We start from the raw sequence: 19,155 nt of genomic DNA, 5'->3' as shown, positions 1-19,155 counted from the left end.
GAGCGGAACGGTTTATCACGATTCGGTGTCTGGCTAGCAAATCATGGCGTTTCCGAAGCGTTTTGCGTGCCCCATTTCTGTCGCGACGAATCATTCCGTTTCACGCAAACTGAGCCGCTCGCAGCACGCCGCAACCGCCGAATGACTTGCTCAATCGACACAACCCGGCCCCATCGGCGACCGATCCAAGCCCCAGCGCTTCGATCGTTTGATCGTCAATCGCCGCGCGAATGAGTAGCCGATATTCGGCGGCGATGTCCGTTAGCGCCCGTGAAAGTGCGATCGATTCGTCCCATGCGGGGAACTCCATATCGTCGTCTTTCGCGGCACTATTCTCTGTGTCGGATTCCGATTCGGCTTCCTCGTTCGACGCGTCTTCCTCGGCGTCGCGATTCGCTTGACGCAGCATTGCATCCGAGGGCGATTCGTTGATGTCCGTCCACACGACGATGGTCCCGCCGGGCAGCACGCGATCCACGGCCGCAACTGCGGCGCGGGCGGCGTTGGCCCACGTTTGTTGTTGGGTGTCACCGTCCAGCGACGCTACCACCAATTCCGCCGGCGGCGGAAAATCGTGCTCTTCGTCAGTTTCAACGGTCAATCGTTTGTCGATCGCCGGGATCGTTCCGGCGATCACGTCGGCTACCATGGCGTCGATCGACGGCACGACGCACACCATCATCTGAACGCCCAGCAACCAAGTCGTCTCGACGGCCATTTTGGCGTTGGCCTTCGATTGGGAGGGCGGCGCATCGCGATACCGGGCCCGAGCCCCCGAGTCGGCCAGCCACGGGTAAATGCCCGTCACATCACGTGGTGCCGACTTGACGATCGGCCGGCCCGCCATGATCGGCAGCACGAAATCGGCATCCACCAACAACCGATTCAGATAGATCGGGTCCGCGTCCGGATCGGCGGCAAGGTAGCTGAGCGAACGCCGATCGGCGCTACGGTGCCGCACCACTCGCGAGGTTGGTGGCAGTTCGGCGCGGATCGCTTCGATTGTAGCGTCGGTGGCCTCGTCCCAGACCAGCACGTCCACTCCTTCAGCTTCCGTTTCGCTGATCGCACGCAGCACACCACGAACGACTTCGGCCACCATCGGCACGTTCGGGTCGACAGCCAAGGTGACGCGGTCGCCCGGTACGATCGCCGATCCCAGCGGCGGAAAATCATCGGGTCGATGCAGCGCGGCATACGTCGTCGCGGCCACGTCGCCGCATCGGTCGGGTGAAACGGCGTCGTATTGCCAGACCTGTTCGCTGGCCAGGACGTCGATCGTTCGCGAGAAATTCAGCGGCATATGGGGAGTAGGTTTTGGGGGCAGGTGACAGGAAGCCAGGATCCAGAAGCTAGAAGCTAGAAGCTAGAAGCGACGCGCGAGATCGCGATTGTGACGGTTCTGGTGGTTTTAGTAGGTTTGGCGAGGTTCGAGAAGTCGCATGCCACCGGAATCTGCCATCGTGAAATCGCCAAACACCCTTCACCGCCGCGCATGTTGTCGAATCGGGGCCACCGCCTTCACGTTGTTTTTGGCCGGTTGCTCGCCATCGCCCCCGCAAGTCGCTGACGTTCCGATCGATTCCGTTCGGCCCGCATCGTTCGCCTCTCAATCGCCCCGTGACCTGCTCGGGATGACGCTTTCCCGGTATCGCGCCGTGGCGTCCTATCGTGACAGCGGACGTGTGAAAATGAGCTACGAGGTCGGCAACTCGACCGAGACTCGCGCTGCGCCGATGCGGATTTGGTTCGACCGAAACGAACTGTATTTGGAAACCTACGACGTTCGTTTGACCAGCGATCCCGAGAGCGTCACGGCCTGGATTGCCGATCCATCGTCGGAAAACTTTGACGCTCAAGTTTTGAAGTCTGCGGCAATCGCAGGACGTCCTGATGTTTCGCAGTTGCTGGAAGATCCGATCCTGGCTGGCCGCATCACCAACGGTTTAGCGGGGCCGCCGCCGCAGTTGGAATGGCTGTTTTCGCCTGAACCGATGAAGTCGCTCTTCCAGGCCGAGCATCGATTCGACTTCGGCAAAACGGATATCGTCGACGGTCGCACATGTCGCAGCGTGGTCGTCGCAGCCGGTGATCAGACGTTTCAGTTCTGGATTGACGAACGGGCATCCTTGGTGCGCCGGGTGGATCTACCCGATGTCGTCGCGCCGCTTCGCCCCGGCGCCGCGCCGCAACCGATTCGGTTGAGCATCGATTTGGTTGGCGCGACGGTGAACCCACCCGATCGAGCGCCGACGATTGAGCCGCTGCCGGAATCACCGAAATGGGTGCGTCGGTTTGTTCCGCTGCCGCCGTCGCGGCCGGCCCGCATCCTGGGGACAAAGCCGTCGTCGTTTCGCGTGACCGATTCGGAAAACCGAATCACGTTTACGGATTGGGGATCCGATCGGCCGATCACGATCTGGGTCCGCATGTCCAGCGATCCCCTGACCATGGTCGCGGTGGCGACGGCCCAAAATTGGTCGGATCGGTTACCGAACGAACTGCGTGACAAACTGCGGTTCGCGATTTTGGTTGACACAGACGCGGCGAGTTTCGTTCCCGACCAAGTAACGGTCCCGGTCATTGTTGATGGTGACGGCAAGGTATCCGCGGCGATCGAGCTGGATCCTGGCGCCGCGTCGATCATGGACGATCGAGGGATGATAGCTTGGATCGACCCGATGTTCAGCGAAGCAACCTTGTCGACGTTCGGCGCCGCACTTAGCGATGTGATTGGCGGCGTCGATGTGCCCGGTCGGTTGCGCCAGCAGTGGACCGAGCAGGTCGCCGTGTACGACCGAACCTGTCGAGAAGTCGCCGTCAAACGCTAGCCATTCAAACGCGAATCCGCGTCATTGCGACGCCAACAGGCTGCTAGTGCCCTCGTAACGTCGTTGATGGGGACTCGTCAAACTGGGCTTTGTAAGCCTTCGAGAATTCACCGAAGTGCCAGAAACCCATTTGACATGCGATCGCGGCGACGGTTGTCTGCTTCGAGTTCGACACTTTCAATTGCCGTCGAGCACGTTGCAATCGCATCCGTTTTAGGTAATTGATTGGCGAAATTCCTAAGCATGTTTGAAAGGCGTATTGCAGTGTTCGTTCACTGACGCCTGTGGCATTGCAGAGGTCAACCATCCGCAATCCGTGCTCGGGATTTCCGTTCGCATAGTCTTCGGCGATTCGAATCAGCTGTCGTGCTTTCGACAGTCGCGGCATCTCTTCCGAGAACTCCGGTTTCGCAGCTGTTTGAAGTGCGCATACAAGTAAGTTCAGCGCCTCGTCTCTTAGCGATTCTTGAAAATCAATGCGTTGTTGAGTTTCGAGTGATTCGGTGATTTTATCATCAACTAGACTCGGCCACGCGGCTAACCACTCGACTGAGTCTGGCGGTGGATTCGCAATCAGCGTCGAGTGAAACTCTTCGATTTCTTCACCTACCAATGTTTTGTAGTACCGCCGCAATGGTTTGGGTGGCGCGAAGATCGTGCTGCATCGAAATCCAGAGTCTTTGATGGACGCATCGAAATCGAAGTCGGGCGGAAAGATCAGCAGTTGATTTTCATTGATTGGCACGCCTGCGAAATGCCCTTCGTGAGTTCGGTCAAACGAAGTCACTGCGTAGCGTTTGGAGAGCGGGCGTGAACGCACCGTGATCGGCTGGTTCACCGTCAGCCGCAACAGCTTTACGCCGTCGCGAAGCTCGGTGACCGTTTGTGTGCTCACAAAGCCAGGGCCAGCGAGCTGCACGAGCTCGAGCTGTGTGCCAAATATCGACCCGTCCCACTCAGCCGGGTCGGTGATCGTTTCGGAATGTGTGAGCGGTTTCATGTGGCCGCCATTAAGAAGATGCTGTAGACGCGACGGAAGTCTACCAAGTGCCGATCGAGCAGAAACCACTATATCCTGTTGAGGTGTTCAATTGAAGTGTAGCCATACACTCGGCCGCCCACATCGTTGATGTAACGTCGTTGGACGTCGGGCTCACTCAGGCTGCGTGAACGGGAAAAGTCGAACGAAGCTTCGACGAGTCGGGATCATCCGGAATCGCTATTGAACTCAACGTGATTGCGGAATTTCGATAGTTCTGATTCGCCAATGTTGTAACGCTGGGACTCTTGTTGAAGGCCCGAGTCGGTTTGCATTTCAGCATTCTGGTAGCAACCGCCGGGCCAAACAGGCAGAAGTGAGCGGCTTCGATACGATCGGGCCCGGTGGGCTGAACGCTACCGTCGCACTTGCCCGCGCCGGATGCGACCCTTGTTGAAGTGGCAGAAGGCGGTGTCCTAACATGAGTGTGACTAGCCAAAGCGTCGCGGATCTCAGACACCGCGCGTTGCCAATGAACGCGAGCCATCCTCAAGGTGACTCATATGCTCATCGCTTGCTCGAAGCTACCGAACGCTTCGCCGAGCTGCCCGCTTTGCAATGGAAAGAGGCCGGTGAATGGCAATGCATTACTTTTGCTGAACTTGAACGTCGCGTGATCGCATGCGGTTTGGCACTTTCGAATCGCGGTATCACCAAGGGGGACCGTGTCGCGATCTGGCTAGACAACGGTTGGTCCTGGATCGTTTGTGATCTCGCTGCACAACTGATTGGGGCGGTCACGACAACGATCTACCACACGTTGATTCCGTCGCAAGCTGCCTCGCTCTTACGCGACTCTGAGGCCAAGGCGGTTCTATCGAACCAACAGCGACTTGCTGGATTGATTACCGATTATGACCTTGCCATCGCTGTTTTTTCCGAAGACGAAGGCAAGATTGGCGAATGCTTCGCCACGGTGATCGAGGAGAGTAAGCGGGCATTGGAGGCGCAGCCGGACATCGCACAACACTTGCGAATGCCGCCGGTCGGTCCCGACGACCTCTCCGCACTGTTCTATACCAGCGGCACTACTGGCGATCCCAAGGGTGTGATGCTGACTCATGCTAATTTGCTTGCGAACACGGACAATACGATTTCGCAGCTGCTGACTGAACGCGAAAAGACAATATTGCTGCACTTGCCGTTGGCCCATGTGATGGCGAGAAACACGACGGTGTCCGGGACTTTGCTCTCGGGTGGACGATTGGTCATCGCCGAGCCTGCTCGCGAAAAACTGATCGCGAACCTTGCCGACGTTTCGCCACATGGGTTTCCAACCGTCCCGCTGCTGTTGGATAAATTCACAGAACTCTCGATGGCTGCGATTCGCTCCAAGGGCTTCGTCATGCGAAGCCTGGCGCTCCTGGCATTGAAGCGTTGTCGCCAGCCTCGTTTGGCGGCGATCCGTGATGGAGGGCCAGTCGGCGAGGTTCGACTTGGCTCGATCAACAGGCTTCTTGACAGAATTGTGTTGCAGAAGATTCGCGAAAAAATGGGTCGCAATCTTGTGTTGGTCGTGACCGGTGGGGCCAACAGCAACCGGACAAGCATTGAGTTTTTCTGGGGCATCGGCATACCCGTCTATGAAGGCTACGGAGCCACCGAGTTGACCTGCACCGCAGCGCTGACTTTTCCAAAGGCAATGAAACCGGGAACCGTTGGTCAGAGTGTTCCCGGCGTCGAAATCAAGCTGGCTAGCGACGGCGAAGTCTTGGTTCGTGGTCCGATCGTGATGAAGGGGTATTGGCAGCGACCCGAAGAAACGGCGCAGGTACTCGACGCAGATGGTTGGTATCACACCGGCGACATTGGCACTCTGGACGAAGATGGATACTTAACCATCGTCGATCGTAAGCGCGAGATCTTGGTGCTTTCGACTGGGAAAAACGTCGCTCCACAGGCGGTCGAAAACGCATTGAAGAGCACGCCTTTTGTGATCAGCGCTTGTGCGATCGGTGACCGCCGACGATTCACAGCGGCGCTGGTGGTTCCCGACTTGGGCGCGATCGGTCGATCGCTCGATCTGGCGGAAACGCCTTCCGTCGACGATCTTTGCGTCACCGAAGTCATGCGAAAGGCGCTCGCGACGGGGATGTCTGGCCTCTCGAACTTTGAACGTATCAAGCGTTTCACTCTGGTCGCTGATCCATTTTCTCAGGACAACGGATTGCTGACACCGACGCTCAAACTTCAACGTCGAAAGATCGCTGAAAAATTTGTACCTGAGATTGAAGATCTGTATGCCGAATCACCCAAGCGAGCAATCAACGTTCAATATGACTGATCGAATAGCAATCGTTGACGGAATACGAACCCCATTCTGCAAAGCCGGTACTGACCTCAAAGACATCCCCGCTCAGAAACTTGCTGCGCTAGTGATCCGTGAATTGCTGGAACGGACATCGATCGATCCGGGATTGGTCGACGAGGTGATTTTGGGTTGTGTTGCGAACCCCGTCGATGCTGCCAACGTCGGCCGCGTCGCCGCGCTGATGGCTGGACTGCCCCATCGGTCTCGTGGGTACACGATTTCGCGGAATTGTGCCTCGGGGTTCGAGTCGGTCACCAGCGGCTACGAAAAGATCATTAGCGGTGCAGCGGAAGTTGTCATCGCGGGTGGTACTGAGTCGATGACGAACATCCCGTTGATCTACAACAAACACATGACCGGCCTGTTCGCCAACCTGATGCGATCGAAGACGGCGTTTCAGAAACTGAAGACGATCGCCTCGTTTCGTCCGCACTTTTTGAAGCCGGTGATTGGAGTCGTCTGTGGTTTGACGGATCCGGTCTGCGGTTTGAACATGGGGCAGACGGCCGAGAACATTGCCATGCGATGTGGAATCACGCGTGAAGAACAAGATGCGTTTGCGCTCGAAAGCCACGATCGGGCTCTTGCAAGTCGCAGCAAACTGGCCGAAGAAATCATGCCCGTCCCCGTCGAGCCTGGCTACGACAGCACTTGCGAGCAAGACAATGGACCGCGTGAAGGACAGTCGTTGCAGGCCTTGGCAAAGCTAAAGCCGTATTTCGATCGGCATAGCGGAACGGTAACGGTCGGTAATGCCTGCCCGCTGACCGACGGGGCCAGTGCGGTTCTGATGATGAAAGAATCGAAGGCCCGTGAATTGGGGATGAATCCACTCGGCTATATCAAATCCTATGCGTATGAAGGGTTGGACCCAGCCGTGATGGGACTCGGCCCCGTCTACGCAATTTCGACCGCGCTCAAGAAGGCTCAAATGAGCCTCGACCAGATGTCGTTCGTGGAAATCAACGAAGCCTTTGCGGCTCAAGTCTTGGGCTGCGTCAAGCTCATTGAATCGGACGACTTTGCGAAACAAGAACTGGGGCGTGATCAAGCAATCGGCCGGCTCGAACCCGAAAGGCTGAACGTCAACGGCGGTGCCATCGCGCTGGGCCATCCAGTCGGCGTGACGGGGAATCGCCTGATTTTAACAGCTCTGCGAGAACTGAATCGACGCAATGATTCGCACGCGATCGTGTCACTTTGCATCGGCGGTGGTCAAGGCGGAGCTGTGATTTTGGAACGCGTGTAGAGCCGGTTCGTGACACAATAATTCACTTCCGTGTAAGACGCGCCGCGTCAGTGGCCGAGTATTTACCGAACGGTGGCATGCAAAAAAACTGTGCCTGACGGTCCACGGATCACACAAACATTCCCCGATTGTCATCCAACGAACGCACAACATTGAATGAGAAACACGATCAACCACTTCACCTTCACGCAGCGCGACGAAATCGGAATCCTGGAATTCGATACTCCCGATTCCAACGCAAATATCCTCAGTAGTCATGCACTGAAGGAACTTGACCAGCAACTCGACGCGATCGCTGCGCTTGAGCATGTTCGTGTATTGCTGATCACGAGCGCCAAGAAGTCAATCTTCATCGCCGGCGCCGACATCAAGGAGATCGAATCATTGAGCGACCCCCAAGATGCGAGCGATAAATGCGAACTCGGAAAACAAATCTTTGACAAGTTGGAAAAGCTTCCCCAGGTCACGATCGCTGTGATCAACGGGGCCTGCGTCGGTGGCGGCTACGAGCTTTCACTTGCTTGTGACTATCGCGTTGCTGGCTTTGCCGATTCGATCAAGATCGGGCTACCCGAAGTCAAGCTCGGGATTCTGCCCGGATTCGGCGGCTGCGTTCGCCTTCCAAAACGGATCGGAATTTCAAAAGCGTTGGCGATGATCTTACCGGGGAAGTTGGTCGACTCTCGCACGGCTTTGAAAATGGGGTTGGTCGAACGGTTGTTCTACGATCCGGTGCTCGTCGATGAAGCGTCGAAGTTCGGACGCAATATTTTGGCGGGTCGGGACAAGGTGAAGACGCGCAAGCCGAAGCTCGTCGAGAAACTGCTAGAAGGAAACCCGATCGGCCGCAGCATCTTGTTCCGACAGGCGCGCAAGAACGTATGGAAGACCACCTCCGGCCACTACCCGGCGCCACTTGCTGCGCTCGACGCGATCCAAGCGATGGTGGGTAAGTCGCACGCCGAGGCATCTAGGATCGAGAGCGATTGGCTTGGGAAGTTGGCGGTGACCAAAATCTCGAAGAACCTAATCCACGTCTTCTATCTGGATGAAGCGTACCGAAAAAGATCGTGGACGGACGCGACGACGCCTCCCGCGAAAGTAGAAAAGGTGGGTGTGGTCGGCGCCGGTGTGATGGGCGGTGGCATCGCTCAGTTGCTGGCCAAGAAAAATATTGTCTGCCGCATCAAAGATCTCAATTACGGAGCGCTGGCCCTCGCACTCAAGACGGCCAAGAAATTATACGCCTATCAAATCAAAACGCGTCGGATGAAGCAGGGGCAAGTCGATGCTCAAATGAGTTTGATTTCACCGACCACAACGTACGCTGGTTTTGGGAACGTTGATTTGGTGATCGAGGCGGTTGTGGAGCGAATGGATGTGAAGCAGCAAGTGTTCAAGGAGCTCGATGAAGTCGTCCAGCCAAACGCTTGTCTCTTTACGAACACGTCGTCGTTGCGAGTGACCGAGATTGCCGAAAGTACCAACCGTCCGGAAAAGGTTTGCGGCTTTCACTTTTTCAATCCAGTGCATCGGATGCCGCTCCTCGAAATCATCAAGACGGACAAGACGAGCGACGAAACGATCGTGATCGCCGTCGCGTTTGCGAGACAGTTGGGAAAGATGCCGATTGTGGTTGGCGACAAAGAAGGATTCATCGTCAACCGAATCTTGCTCCCCTACATGAACGAGGCCGCCTACCTGTTTCAAGAAGGGATCGAGCCCGAGCGACTGGACAAGATCGTAAAGGGTTTCGGAATGCCGATGGGACCTCTTGAGCTTGCCGACGAAGTGGGCATCGACGTCGGTTTCCACGTGGCACAGATCTTAGAAACCGCGTACGGACCCAGGATGAGAGTCGCTCCCGTCCTATCCGACGTCGACAACGCGGGCATCTTTGGGAAGAAATCGGGCAGCGGTTTCTATGTCCACAAGGGCAAGAAAGCATCCGTGAACCCGAAGGTTCTAGGCATGCGTCCGAGCGCCGACTTCAAGCACAGTGATGAGGTCGCAACGAAGCGTCTGATCTACACGATGATCAATGAGGCTTCGCGATGTTTGGAGGAAGGCGTCGTGGATGCGGCGGCGACGATTGATGTGGGCATGATCTACGGAACCGGTTTTCCGCCCTTCCGCGGTGGACTGTTGAAATATGCCGACAGTGTCGGTGTGAAAAACATTTTGGCTGACTTGCGGGCGTTTCAAACGCAGTTTGATCAGCAGCGTTTCGAGCCGAGCGGACTCTTGCAGAAGATGGCCGACAGCGGCGTCAACTTCTACGCCCCAACCAACAATGAAGGTACATCATGAGCTTGTACGATAAAAGCATGGGAAAAGAAGCTCGCGCATCCATGGAATTCGCCGAGGATTCACGCGACACTGAGTGGCAGCACCCAAGTTATTCAGCGCTGCTCTACCAAGGGAATGTCAAATGGGATTTGCTGCATCCCTTTCCTCAGCAGCCAATCGAAGACAAGAAAATCGGCGATGAATTTATCGCGAATTTTCAGAAGTTCATTGAAGAACACCTCGATGCGGATGCCGTCGATCGAACGGGCGAAATACCCGACGATGTGTTGAAGGGCCTCGCGGATATGGGGTGCTTCGCAATGAAAATTCCCAAAGAATACAACGGCTTGGGACTGAGTCAGGTCAATTACAACCGCGTCCTGCACCTTGCCGGTAGCTACTGCGGAAACTTGTGCGCACTTCTGTCCGCACATCAAAGCATCGGTGTTCCGCAACCGCTTCTGATGTTTGGCACCGACGATCAGAAACGCAAGTATCTGCCGCGTTTTCGCGAAGGCGCGATTTCCGCGTTCGCATTGACCGAAGAAGACGCCGGTTCGGATCCGCGCGCGATGACGACGAGCGCGACGCTTAGCGAAGACGGTTCGCATTACGTCATAAGTGGCGAGAAATTGTGGTGTACCAATGGCACCAAGGCGGATCTGATCATCTTGATGGCGGTCACGGCTCCGAAAGTTGTTCGAGGAAAAGAACGCAAGCAGATTACGGCGTTCATCGTCGAGATGAACACGCCCGGTGTTGAAGTCGTTCATCGCTGTCGCTTTATGGGCCTGAAGGCGCTCTACAACGGCGTCATCCGTTTTACCGAGGTCAAAGTTCCGAAAGAGAATATGTTGCTTGGTGAGGGCGATGGACTACGACTGGCCCTTCAAACACTGAACACAGGACGTCTGTCGATTCCCGCGGCGTGTACGGGTAACAGCAAGTGGTGCATGAAGATCATTCGAAAGTGGTCGAACGAACGCGTGCAATGGGGGCATCCGATCGGCGAGCACGAGACGATTGCCGGCAAACAGGCCAAGATCGCTTCGGATACGTTTGCGATGGACGCCGTCTGGAAGCTGGCGTCGTCGATGGCTGACAACAAGCGTTTTGATATTCGGCTGGAAGCCGCCGTGGCCAAGCTGTTCAACACCGAAGCCCACTACGCGATATTGCAGGAAACGCTACAGATTCGAGGCGGTCGCGGATTTGAAACCGCTGACTCGCTCAAAGCTCGCGGCCAAGAGGGAATCCCGATCGAGCGTGCACTACGAGATTCGCGAGTCAACCTGATCTTTGAAGGGTCCACGGAGATCATGCATCTCTTCATTGCTCGCGAAGCACTGGATTTTCACCTGCAGCACATCGGAGCCCTGTTCAAGCCTGGGATTACGATGGGCGGGAAAGTCAGCGCACTGCTGAACATGACCAAAACTTACTCACTCTGGTATCCAAAATTGTGGCTGCCCGTCTTATCGTCGGGTCATTTCGGAATGTCGCCGCCGCTAAACAAGCACATGAGAACCGTGGCGAGACTGAGCAAAAAGATGTCGCGAGTGCTGTTCCATAAAATGGCCGTCCACCAAAAGAAGATGGCTGAGAAACAGTTGTTGATCAACCGGTTCGTACAGATCGGGACAGAGCTTTTTATCATGTCGGCAGCTTGTTCGTATGCACACAGTTTGCTGTCCAGCCAATCGGACGAAGGTGCAGGCGCGCCGGACTTGGCCGATTACTATTGCCGCGAAGCACAGCGTCGTATCGACCAACTCTTTCGTGATATCGGTTCCAATAACGACAAAGCCACAGTGAAGCTGAACAAGCAATTCATGCAAGGCGAATTCGAATGGATGGAAGATGAAATCGTATGAGTAAGCGTTCTCTCGGCCAACGTCTGCTGGGCTATTGGAATGTGCTCGAAACGAAGCCTGGCGGAAAGTTCTTGTTCAGCTTGGCCGTTGGCAGGTTCGTGCGGTATTCAGGCAGCATCGGTGCCCGCGTCGAAGAGCTTCGTCCCGGCTATGTTCGTCTAACACTGAAAGATCGTAAGAAGGTCCGCAACCATTTGCGTAGCGTGCATGCGATTGCGATCGCGAACCTTGGCGAGCTGACCACCGGTCTTGCCGTCGTTTCGGGACTGCCGCCGAACACTCGCTGCATTCTTCGTCGCATGGAAGCCTCTTACGACAAGAAAGCACGCGGGCTGCTGACCAGCACGTGTCGTTGCGACATCACTAGCCCAAGCGAGAATGCCGAACACACGATTCAAGCCGAGATTCGTGACGAATCCGGGGACATCGTGTCGGTGGTTTCTGCGTTGTGGGTGATCGGCCCGGAGAAAACGACCACATGAGCAATGAATTGAATCCAAACGAAAACGAGTTCACGCGGTTGGTCTGCATCCAGTTTCCGGCGATTTGCGGGGCCATGTATCCATGTTCCAACCCCGAACTGGTTGCGGCGGCGTCGGAGGCAGGCGGCATCGGGATCGTCCAGCCAATCAGTCTGACGTATGTCTACGGCTATGAATATCGCGAGGGGCTGCGCCGGATCCGGGATCTGACCAGCCAGCCAATCGGAGTCAATATGCTGGTGGAAGGAAGCAACGCAACCTATCGCAAGCGACTGGACCAGTGGATGGATATTTCATTGGAAGAGGGCGTTCGTTTCTTTGTCACCGCGCTCGGGAATCCTCGCTGGGTGGTTGACAAAGCGAATCAAGTTGGCGGCATTGTTTTTCACGATGTGACCAATGTGAAGCACGCTCGCAAGGCGCTTGACAACGGCGTGGACGGTTTTATTTGCGTGAACGATCGCGCGGGCGGGCACGCAGGCGAGCTTGATCCTCGTAGCTTATTCGACGAAATCGCGCCGCTTGGGAAGCCGACGATTTGTGCCGGAGGCGTCGCCGATCGCGAAGGCTTTCACGAGGCTTTGGATATTGGCTACCTAGGGGTGCAGATGGGAACACGATTCATCGCCAGTCGAGAGGCAGAGGTGCATGCGGACTATAAAGACGCGATCATCGAAGCAAAGGCGACCGACATCGTGTTGACGGATAAAATTTCGGGAGTGCCCGTGTCGGTGATCAACACGCCGTACATTCAGCGAATGGGGCTGAAGGCAGGTTGGCTTGCGAGAAAGATGCTCCAAGGTCGCCGGACGAAGCATTGGATGCGATCGTACTACATGCTTGTCTCGCTTTTGACGTTGAAAAAATCCAACTTGAAGGGAGCCAGCTACAAGAAATTTTTCCAGGCCGGTAAGAGTGTTGAAAAGATCGACAACGTGATGTCCGTTGCCGAAATCTACGACGAACTGCGCAATCATTAGCAGCCTGTTGAAAAGGGGGCTGACCCTTTGGAGACGTTGCTGCAACATTGTGAATTCGAAACGTCAGAGAGGATCAGACCCCTTTTCAACAGGCTGCTAGAAATGAAGCTCTCAAACTTAAACCTCACGTCGAAAGAGATACACCGATGAAATCGATACTCACTTTGTTTCTGCTTCTATTGGGATGGACCGTCCAATCCTTTGCTGATGATGCGACGCCGGATGGCACGATTCGTCCCGTCGGCGAAGTTGAGAAGGTCGCCGATGGATTCTCGTTCACCGAGGGACCGGCTTGGGACTCCAAACGTGGCGTGCTGTACTTCACGGATATCAAGACGAATACCATTCACGTCCTCGGCAGCGACGACAAGGTCAGTTCGCTAACCAGCGACTCGGGAACGGCGAACGGTCTGATCATGACCGCCGACGGGCAACTGCTGGGATGCCAAATGGAAGGCCAGATCGCGCAGTTCGATCCCGTTACCGGCAACTCGGAAGTGTATGTCGCACAGCACGACGGCAAGCGGTTCAACGCGCCCAACGACTTGGTATTCGACGCCGATGGAGGGGTCTATTTCACGGATCCACACTATCGAGCTCCCGATCCATGGCCGCAAACCGTATTGGCCGTCTACTACGCCGACAACTCGGGAACGGTGACTCGCGTGACCGGCGACTTGAAGGTTCCCAATGGTGTTGGACTATCACCCGACGGCAAACACCTTTACGTGGGTCCGAGTGACCAAGCCGAGATGCTGGTCTACGACATCGATCATCCCGGCAAGCTTTCCGGCGAGCGAACGTTCTGCACGCTGAAGCAACCCGAGGGAGCAACGAAGATCACCGGCGCAGACGGGCTTACGTTGGATCAAGATGGCAACGTCTACATCACAAGTTCGCTCGGAGTCCAAATTTTCTCATCTGCTGGAAAACCCGTCGGCTTGATCGAGTTTCCTGAGCAGCCGTCGAACGTCACGTTTGCCGGAGCGGATCTCAAAACGTTGTACGCCACCGCTCGCACCGGACTTTATCGGGTTGAGATGCCCATCGCCGGCCTGCCATCTTTCTAAGGCGTGTGACAAGCTTGACAGAGTAGTTGAGACAATTGAAGCTCGACAGGCTTCTGTGGTGGTACACGCCACGGTATGAAGCGGGTGCACGGTTGAGTTTCTAAATTTGTGTTTTCGCACGGAAGAGGAAAGGACCTTCAATGACAGATGTCGAGCTAGGTGGCGCAATCAAACGGCTCGAGAATTTTGAGCCGTTCAAGATGATGCAAGTGAAAATTCTGCATCTGTCGCCTGATTGGCGCAGCATTCGTTTGCTCCTGCCATTGTCGGCAGCCGCCAGGAATCGACAGGGCACAATGTTCGGCGGATTCATGGCTTCGCTGGCAGACCCCGTTGCTGCGCTCGCTTGTGGCAAACTCTATCCGAACTACGCCGCTTGGACGCGAAAGCTAACGATCGATTTCGTACGCGCAGGAACAACCGACTTGGAATTGCGTTTCGAATTTCCGATCGAGTTGGAACGGATGATTGAAAAAGAACTGCAAGAGAAAGAACGTAGCACACCGACTTTCGAGTACGCCTACTATTTGACCGACGGGACGCCCTGTGCAGGGATCCAGTGCAGTGTTGCCATTCGCACGCCAGGATATCGGAAGGGGCCGATTCGATGACGAAGACAAGAACTGCGATTTTAGGTGTTGGACAGTATGTGCCCAGCAGAGTCGTCACCAACGACGAGTTGGCTGAAATGTTCGACACCAGCGACGAGTGGATTCGCCAACGGACCGGAATCGAAGAGCGTCGTTTCATTGAACATGCCGGAATTGCCCCCAGCGATTTGGCGGTTCCTGCGGTGCAAGAAGCCTGTCAAAAAGCCAACATCGAAGTGCGAGACATCGATGCGATCATCTTCGCGACGCTCTCACCCGATCATGATTTTCCAGGCAGCGGCTGTTTTCTCGGTCATAAACTTGAACTGCCCGGTGTGCCCGCCCTTGATATCCGCAACCAGTGCAGCGGCTACCTTTATGGTTTGCAAATCGCGGATGCTTGGATTCGTTGTGGCATGTACGAACGCGTTTGCTTGGTCGGCGCGGAGGTTCATTCAACCGCGTTGGATTTCTCGGATGCAGGACGCGACATCGCCGTTCTGTTTGGTGACGGCGCTGCGGCAACCATCCTCGGGCCTACCAGCATGTTGAAAAAGGGGGCTGAACCTTTGGGGACGTTGCTGAAACATTGTGAACTCGAAACGTCGGAGAGGGTCAGCCCCCTTTTTCAACAGGCTGCTACGGAAGAGGACAGAGGCGTTATCGATGTCGAAGTCCATGCAGATGGTGTTGGCGCGAAAGAGCTGTGGATGGAAGCTCCCGCGAGCGGCAGCATTCCCCGGATCACGAAAGAGATGATCGACAACCGTGCCGTCTTTCCGTCGATGAACGGAAAGCAGGTCTTCCGTTGGGCCACCAGCAAGATGCCGGAATGTGCATTGTCGGTCATGGCACGAAACGGTGTGTCGCTGGACGACATTGATTTAGTTGTGCCCCATCAGGCCAACGTCCGCATCAACGAATTCATTTCCGAAAAACTGGGACTCCCACCCGAAAAGATCGTGCATAACATTGCGAAGTACGGCAACACGACCGCCGCTTCGATTCCGATGGCTCTCTATGCGGCGATCCAGCAAGGCCGAGCCAACGAAGGCGACTTGGTATTGTTCATGGGCTTCGGCGCAGGCTTTACTTGGGGTGCTGCACTGGTTCGCTTGTGAGCGGATTGGTCGTTCTGGTTCCAGAAGTTCTAGAAGTTATGCCGATTTGTTAGCCGTTTTGGCGATAGCGTCGGTTTCGTTGCGGTCGACGCGGGCTACCTCTCAAGCGGCCTGAATTCTGGCGCGTCCCGCAACGTCGTCGTTTGACCAGACGTGTCAGCGCTGGAGAATAAGACTGCAGCGACTTCGATTCCGTTGCTGCGCGTGGAGTGATTTGGTCCGGTTCGCGAAACCGATGGCGGATCTACACAACGCGATCCACACGTTGAGATTCGATTTCGACCTGAAACTCACTCAAACCCTCCGGTGCCACGATGAGCTTCCCATCCATTCCCATAAGAGCCAATTCAGCGACGAACCCGAAAGTCAATCGATTCTGCGGCGCCTTCGCATCGATCGTTTTTTTATTGTTGCTGCAAAGCAGTTCCTTTGCTCAGCAAGCGCCGCTGCGTTTGGGGTCCAGTCGTGTTTACCCGTCCCGCACTCCGACGGTTCGCTTCGCACCACGGGTGCGTCGCGTTGGCCGTGGCCAGGCGGTGGCCCAGGTTCGTGCCAACTTCATGGCTCGGTATGACGTCCGAACGCACGCACCTCGTGGGATCGGAAACGTTGGTAGCGTCGGCAGATTCGAAGGGATCGGATGGACTCGAAATCGATACGCGTCAAGGTCATCCGTCGGAACAAGCGTGGCGGGCTATTCGAGGTACAGCCGCTTGGCACGCGGTACTCACGCCGGGGCGCCAGGCACGATTCTGGTGGGTGATGCCGTCGCGCGAGGACCCAACGGTACCTATCGCGTTCGGATCTGGCGATAGTCCCGCCATGACGATTCGCGTGGTTCGGTCGGGCTTCACCGCGTGGAGGGCGATGGATACGGTTTTTAATTGGTTTTTACGGCTTGCCAGCGCGTTTCACGGCAAATGATCTTGCCTCGGACTCGATGCTGTGGCGACAATCGCGCCGGCATCTACCCAGGCAGAATGATATGCAATCCGGCGACCTCACCGACTATCCCAATCCGTTCGCGATGGCTGCGGCCGGAAAAAGCAAACCGCGTCACTCGGCGGTTCGGTCGGCGCTGAAGTTCTTGATTTTGGTCGCCATTTGTTTCGCAATCGTGTTGGGCATCAGCGTTGGAAGCAAGCGTTATTTGATGCACCGATTGACTGCGGATTTTGATTCACTGTCGGCTGCTGACAAGCAGAACCGGTTGGTGCAGATGGCCGAGATGGGATCGCCGGCGATCGAGCCTCTGGCCGCTGCGATGGCGCATTCGGATATCGATGTGGCGAGAACGGCCTATGACCTGCTTCGCAATTTGCAAAACAAGTGGACGGTTCTGACGCCGTCACAGCAACAGACCCGGCACCGGGAATTGGTGACTGCGATCTCGTCTGTCTCAGCGGCTTTGCCCGACGACCGAACCGGTTGGGCGGTGACGTTGATCCAACAAACCATTACCGAAGTCGTCGCTCGCACCGATGCATCCTCGCGAGACCTCTATCGACGCGCTGGCGAGACCTTGGATTTGCTGACGTTGTCCAACCGCAGCGGTCCAAGCATCATCGACGACGACGCGTTTGACCCTTCGTCGCCGCAACGCTTGCAGGTTCGCGGTCGGCCGTATCCGGTCAGCATCGAAAACGAACCGCCCGTCGTGAATGCAAACGATCCGCCCCCGCCGTCGATCTACAAATCGGCCGCGATGCGACTGCAACCGGTCAACCCGGATCAAACGATCGTGCTTCGTGATGTTCAGGCGGCAAAGCCCGCAGTCGTTGAAAAGCCGCCGATCCGAAAAGAAACGGAATACTTCGTCGAACAGGTGCAGGCTACAAATCCCGGGATGCAGCCCACGTTGGTCGATTCGCCGATGGAAACGTACGACGACGCATCCGTGATTCACTGGTTGGCTAGCGAGCACGGCGAACTGCGTGACAAAGCCAAGCTAGAATTGATGTCGCGCGGGTTCAGCCGGGATGACCTCCGCTTGGCCGCTCGAATCGCGACGGCCGACGTTCCGACGCGAATGGAGTTGGTCGACCGGATCGCACGCGAACCTTCGATCGATCCGCGGCCCTGGTTGTGGATGATGAGCCGCGATGAGAGTCGCGAAGTTCGTCTGCGAGTGATTTCAGTCATCGCGACCATGAACGATCGCGACGCGCGAAACCATCTGCAAAAGCTGATGATCGACGAATCGGACCCGATCGTCGCGGCAAGACTGCGAAAGGTCTTGCAGCTGAGATAGGCGTAAGGTTTTAGGCGTTAGGTTTTAGGAAAAGTCCCAAATCCTAATACCTAAAACCCAATCGCTAAAACCGATTCCCTACTCCCCTAGCCGATTGGGTTGGGCTCGTAAGGGATGTCTTCGATCAAGTCCTTCGGCAGCGGCGCGACGGTCAGACCGGCTGCGGTGAAGATCTCGTCGATCGCGACTTGTCCGCGTTGAACGATGCTCTCGCGAGTCTGGCCTTTGTAGCTCGAACCGGACGCACCGGGACTGACGGGGCCACTGAAGCCGATTTCGGTCAGATGCGTGATGACTTTGACGTGATCCAGTCCTCCTTCGAGCGTTGGCAGGACGCGTTCGTTCGATTTTGCAGTGGCCGCATCGCTTTCGGGACGCAGCGAGCACAAGCGAACGGCAACGATTTCATCGGCCGTCAATTCGCTGAACTGGTCCATGGCACCGTCGCCGACGACCCAGTCCCAGGTGTCGACATAGAAGCCGACGTTGGCCGATCCGACGCCCTTGACCATCGCGATGAAGCCTTCGACGTTGCGGATGAACGGGAACTCTTTGCCCTCTTCCAATTCTTTGCCGGCGGCAAAACCGATGCCCAACTTGATTTCACGGACCGCCAACAGATCAGCGACCTGCGACAAGCGGTTCTTTTGAACTTCGAAGTACTCGTGGTAGGGCAGACGATCCGTTGCCGCGGGCAAACGTGTGTAAGCACGCTTGATGCCCAATTCTTTCGCCAATTCGGCGATCGGGTGCAGCCCGGCCAGCGCCGCGGTGAACGTTTCTTCGTCGGCGTCCAAGTTGATGCCCAGGTCGAAGCCGCCGATGCGGATCTTGAACGCTTTGCGAGCGGCTTCCAAGTACTTCGCCGCATCGGCAACGTCCGTTCGCAGGCTGCGACGCAACATTTCGTGCATGTCGATGTCGATGCCGTTGAACGCGTAGGTCAGCGCCAATTCCAGCAGTTCGGTTTGACGACCGTTGATTCCCAGCGATCCGGGCGAAAAGTTCTTGATCATTTTCATCGTAAGATTCTTTCGTATTTGATTTTTTGGTGGGGGTCACGACAAA

General features: G+C 56.0%; 15 protein-coding genes. 12 read left to right on the top strand and 3 right to left on the bottom strand.

Features of this window, described 5'->3' with window-relative positions:
• Positions 1–100: 100 nt before the first annotated feature.
• Complete coding sequence (locus tag Poly51_RS05275; protein WP_146454888.1) at positions 101–1,303, bottom strand: hypothetical protein; 1,203 nt, start codon at positions 1,301–1,303, stop codon at positions 101–103.
• Between the two features lie 160 nt (positions 1,304–1,463).
• On the opposite strand from Poly51_RS05275, the gene Poly51_RS05270 reads away from it, so the two are divergent.
• Positions 1,464–2,831 carry a hypothetical protein gene (locus Poly51_RS05270; RefSeq protein WP_146454886.1) on the top strand — a complete coding sequence of 456 codons (1,368 nt, stop codon included), beginning with the start codon at positions 1,464–1,466 and terminating at the stop codon, positions 2,829–2,831.
• A gap of 43 nt (positions 2,832–2,874) precedes the next feature.
• Here Poly51_RS05270 and Poly51_RS05265 read toward each other — a convergent pair whose 3' ends face one another.
• Complete coding sequence (locus Poly51_RS05265; protein WP_146454884.1) at positions 2,875–3,831, bottom strand: helix-turn-helix domain-containing protein; 957 nt, start codon at positions 3,829–3,831, stop codon at positions 2,875–2,877.
• 553 nt (positions 3,832–4,384) lie between these two features.
• On the opposite strand from Poly51_RS05265, the gene Poly51_RS05260 reads away from it, so the two are divergent.
• The 11 genes from Poly51_RS05260 to Poly51_RS05210 all read left to right on the top strand — a co-directional run bounded on the left by Poly51_RS05260 (position 4,385) and on the right by Poly51_RS05210 (position 18,087).
• Positions 4,385–6,154, top strand: coding sequence for an AMP-dependent synthetase/ligase (locus tag Poly51_RS05260; protein ID WP_222435787.1), 1,770 nt, complete (start codon positions 4,385–4,387; stop codon positions 6,152–6,154).
• On the top strand, positions 6,147–7,430 hold the full coding sequence (locus tag Poly51_RS05255) for a thiolase family protein (protein ID WP_146454880.1): 1,284 nt from the start codon (positions 6,147–6,149) through the stop codon (positions 7,428–7,430). Before Poly51_RS05260 ends, Poly51_RS05255 begins: the two co-directional genes overlap by 8 nt.
• Before the next feature lie 156 nt (positions 7,431–7,586).
• Positions 7,587–9,740: a 3-hydroxyacyl-CoA dehydrogenase NAD-binding domain-containing protein gene (locus Poly51_RS05250; protein ID WP_146454878.1), complete on the top strand. Its 2,154-nt coding sequence runs from the start codon at positions 7,587–7,589 to the stop codon at positions 9,738–9,740.
• The gene (locus tag Poly51_RS05245) at positions 9,737–11,593 is read left to right on the top strand and encodes an acyl-CoA dehydrogenase family protein (protein WP_146454876.1); all 1,857 of its coding nucleotides are present in this window, start codon (positions 9,737–9,739) and stop codon (positions 11,591–11,593) included. Before Poly51_RS05250 ends, Poly51_RS05245 begins: the two co-directional genes overlap by 4 nt.
• A complete protein-coding gene (locus Poly51_RS05240; RefSeq protein WP_146454874.1) occupies positions 11,590–12,075 on the top strand; it encodes a DUF4442 domain-containing protein in 486 nt (161 codons plus the stop codon). The genes Poly51_RS05245 and Poly51_RS05240 overlap by 4 nt, the downstream gene beginning before the upstream one ends.
• Positions 12,072–13,055 carry an NAD(P)H-dependent flavin oxidoreductase gene (locus Poly51_RS05235; protein WP_146454872.1) on the top strand — a complete coding sequence of 328 codons (984 nt, stop codon included), beginning with the start codon at positions 12,072–12,074 and terminating at the stop codon, positions 13,053–13,055. Before Poly51_RS05240 ends, Poly51_RS05235 begins: the two co-directional genes overlap by 4 nt.
• A gap of 146 nt (positions 13,056–13,201) precedes the next feature.
• Entirely contained in the window at positions 13,202–14,125 is a 924-nt protein-coding gene (locus Poly51_RS05230; RefSeq protein ID WP_146454870.1) for an SMP-30/gluconolactonase/LRE family protein, read from the top strand.
• Positions 14,126–14,265: 140 nt separating this feature from the next.
• Positions 14,266–14,736 carry a PaaI family thioesterase gene (locus Poly51_RS05225; RefSeq protein ID WP_146454868.1) on the top strand — a complete coding sequence of 157 codons (471 nt, stop codon included), beginning with the start codon at positions 14,266–14,268 and terminating at the stop codon, positions 14,734–14,736.
• Entirely contained in the window at positions 14,733–15,836 is a 1,104-nt protein-coding gene (locus Poly51_RS05220; RefSeq protein WP_146454867.1) for a 3-oxoacyl-ACP synthase III family protein, read from the top strand. The genes Poly51_RS05225 and Poly51_RS05220 overlap by 4 nt, the downstream gene beginning before the upstream one ends.
• 314 nt (positions 15,837–16,150) lie before the next feature.
• Positions 16,151–16,651, top strand: a complete 501-nt coding sequence (locus Poly51_RS05215; RefSeq protein ID WP_146454865.1) for a hypothetical protein — start codon at positions 16,151–16,153, stop codon at positions 16,649–16,651.
• 170 nt (positions 16,652–16,821) lie between these two features.
• Complete coding sequence (locus Poly51_RS05210) at positions 16,822–18,087, top strand: hypothetical protein (protein WP_146454863.1); 1,266 nt, start codon at positions 16,822–16,824, stop codon at positions 18,085–18,087.
• A gap of 86 nt (positions 18,088–18,173) precedes the next feature.
• On the opposite strand, the gene Poly51_RS05205 is transcribed toward Poly51_RS05210, so the two are convergent.
• Positions 18,174–19,109, bottom strand: coding sequence for a TIM barrel protein (locus Poly51_RS05205; protein WP_246114269.1), 936 nt, complete (start codon positions 19,107–19,109; stop codon positions 18,174–18,176).
• Between the last annotated feature and the right edge of the window lie 46 nt (positions 19,110–19,155).

This window comes from Rubripirellula tenax, from assembly GCF_007860125.1.
GTDB lineage: Bacteria > Planctomycetota > Planctomycetia > Pirellulales > Pirellulaceae > Rubripirellula > Rubripirellula tenax.
This window is presented reverse-complemented; position numbering and strand designations above follow the sequence as displayed.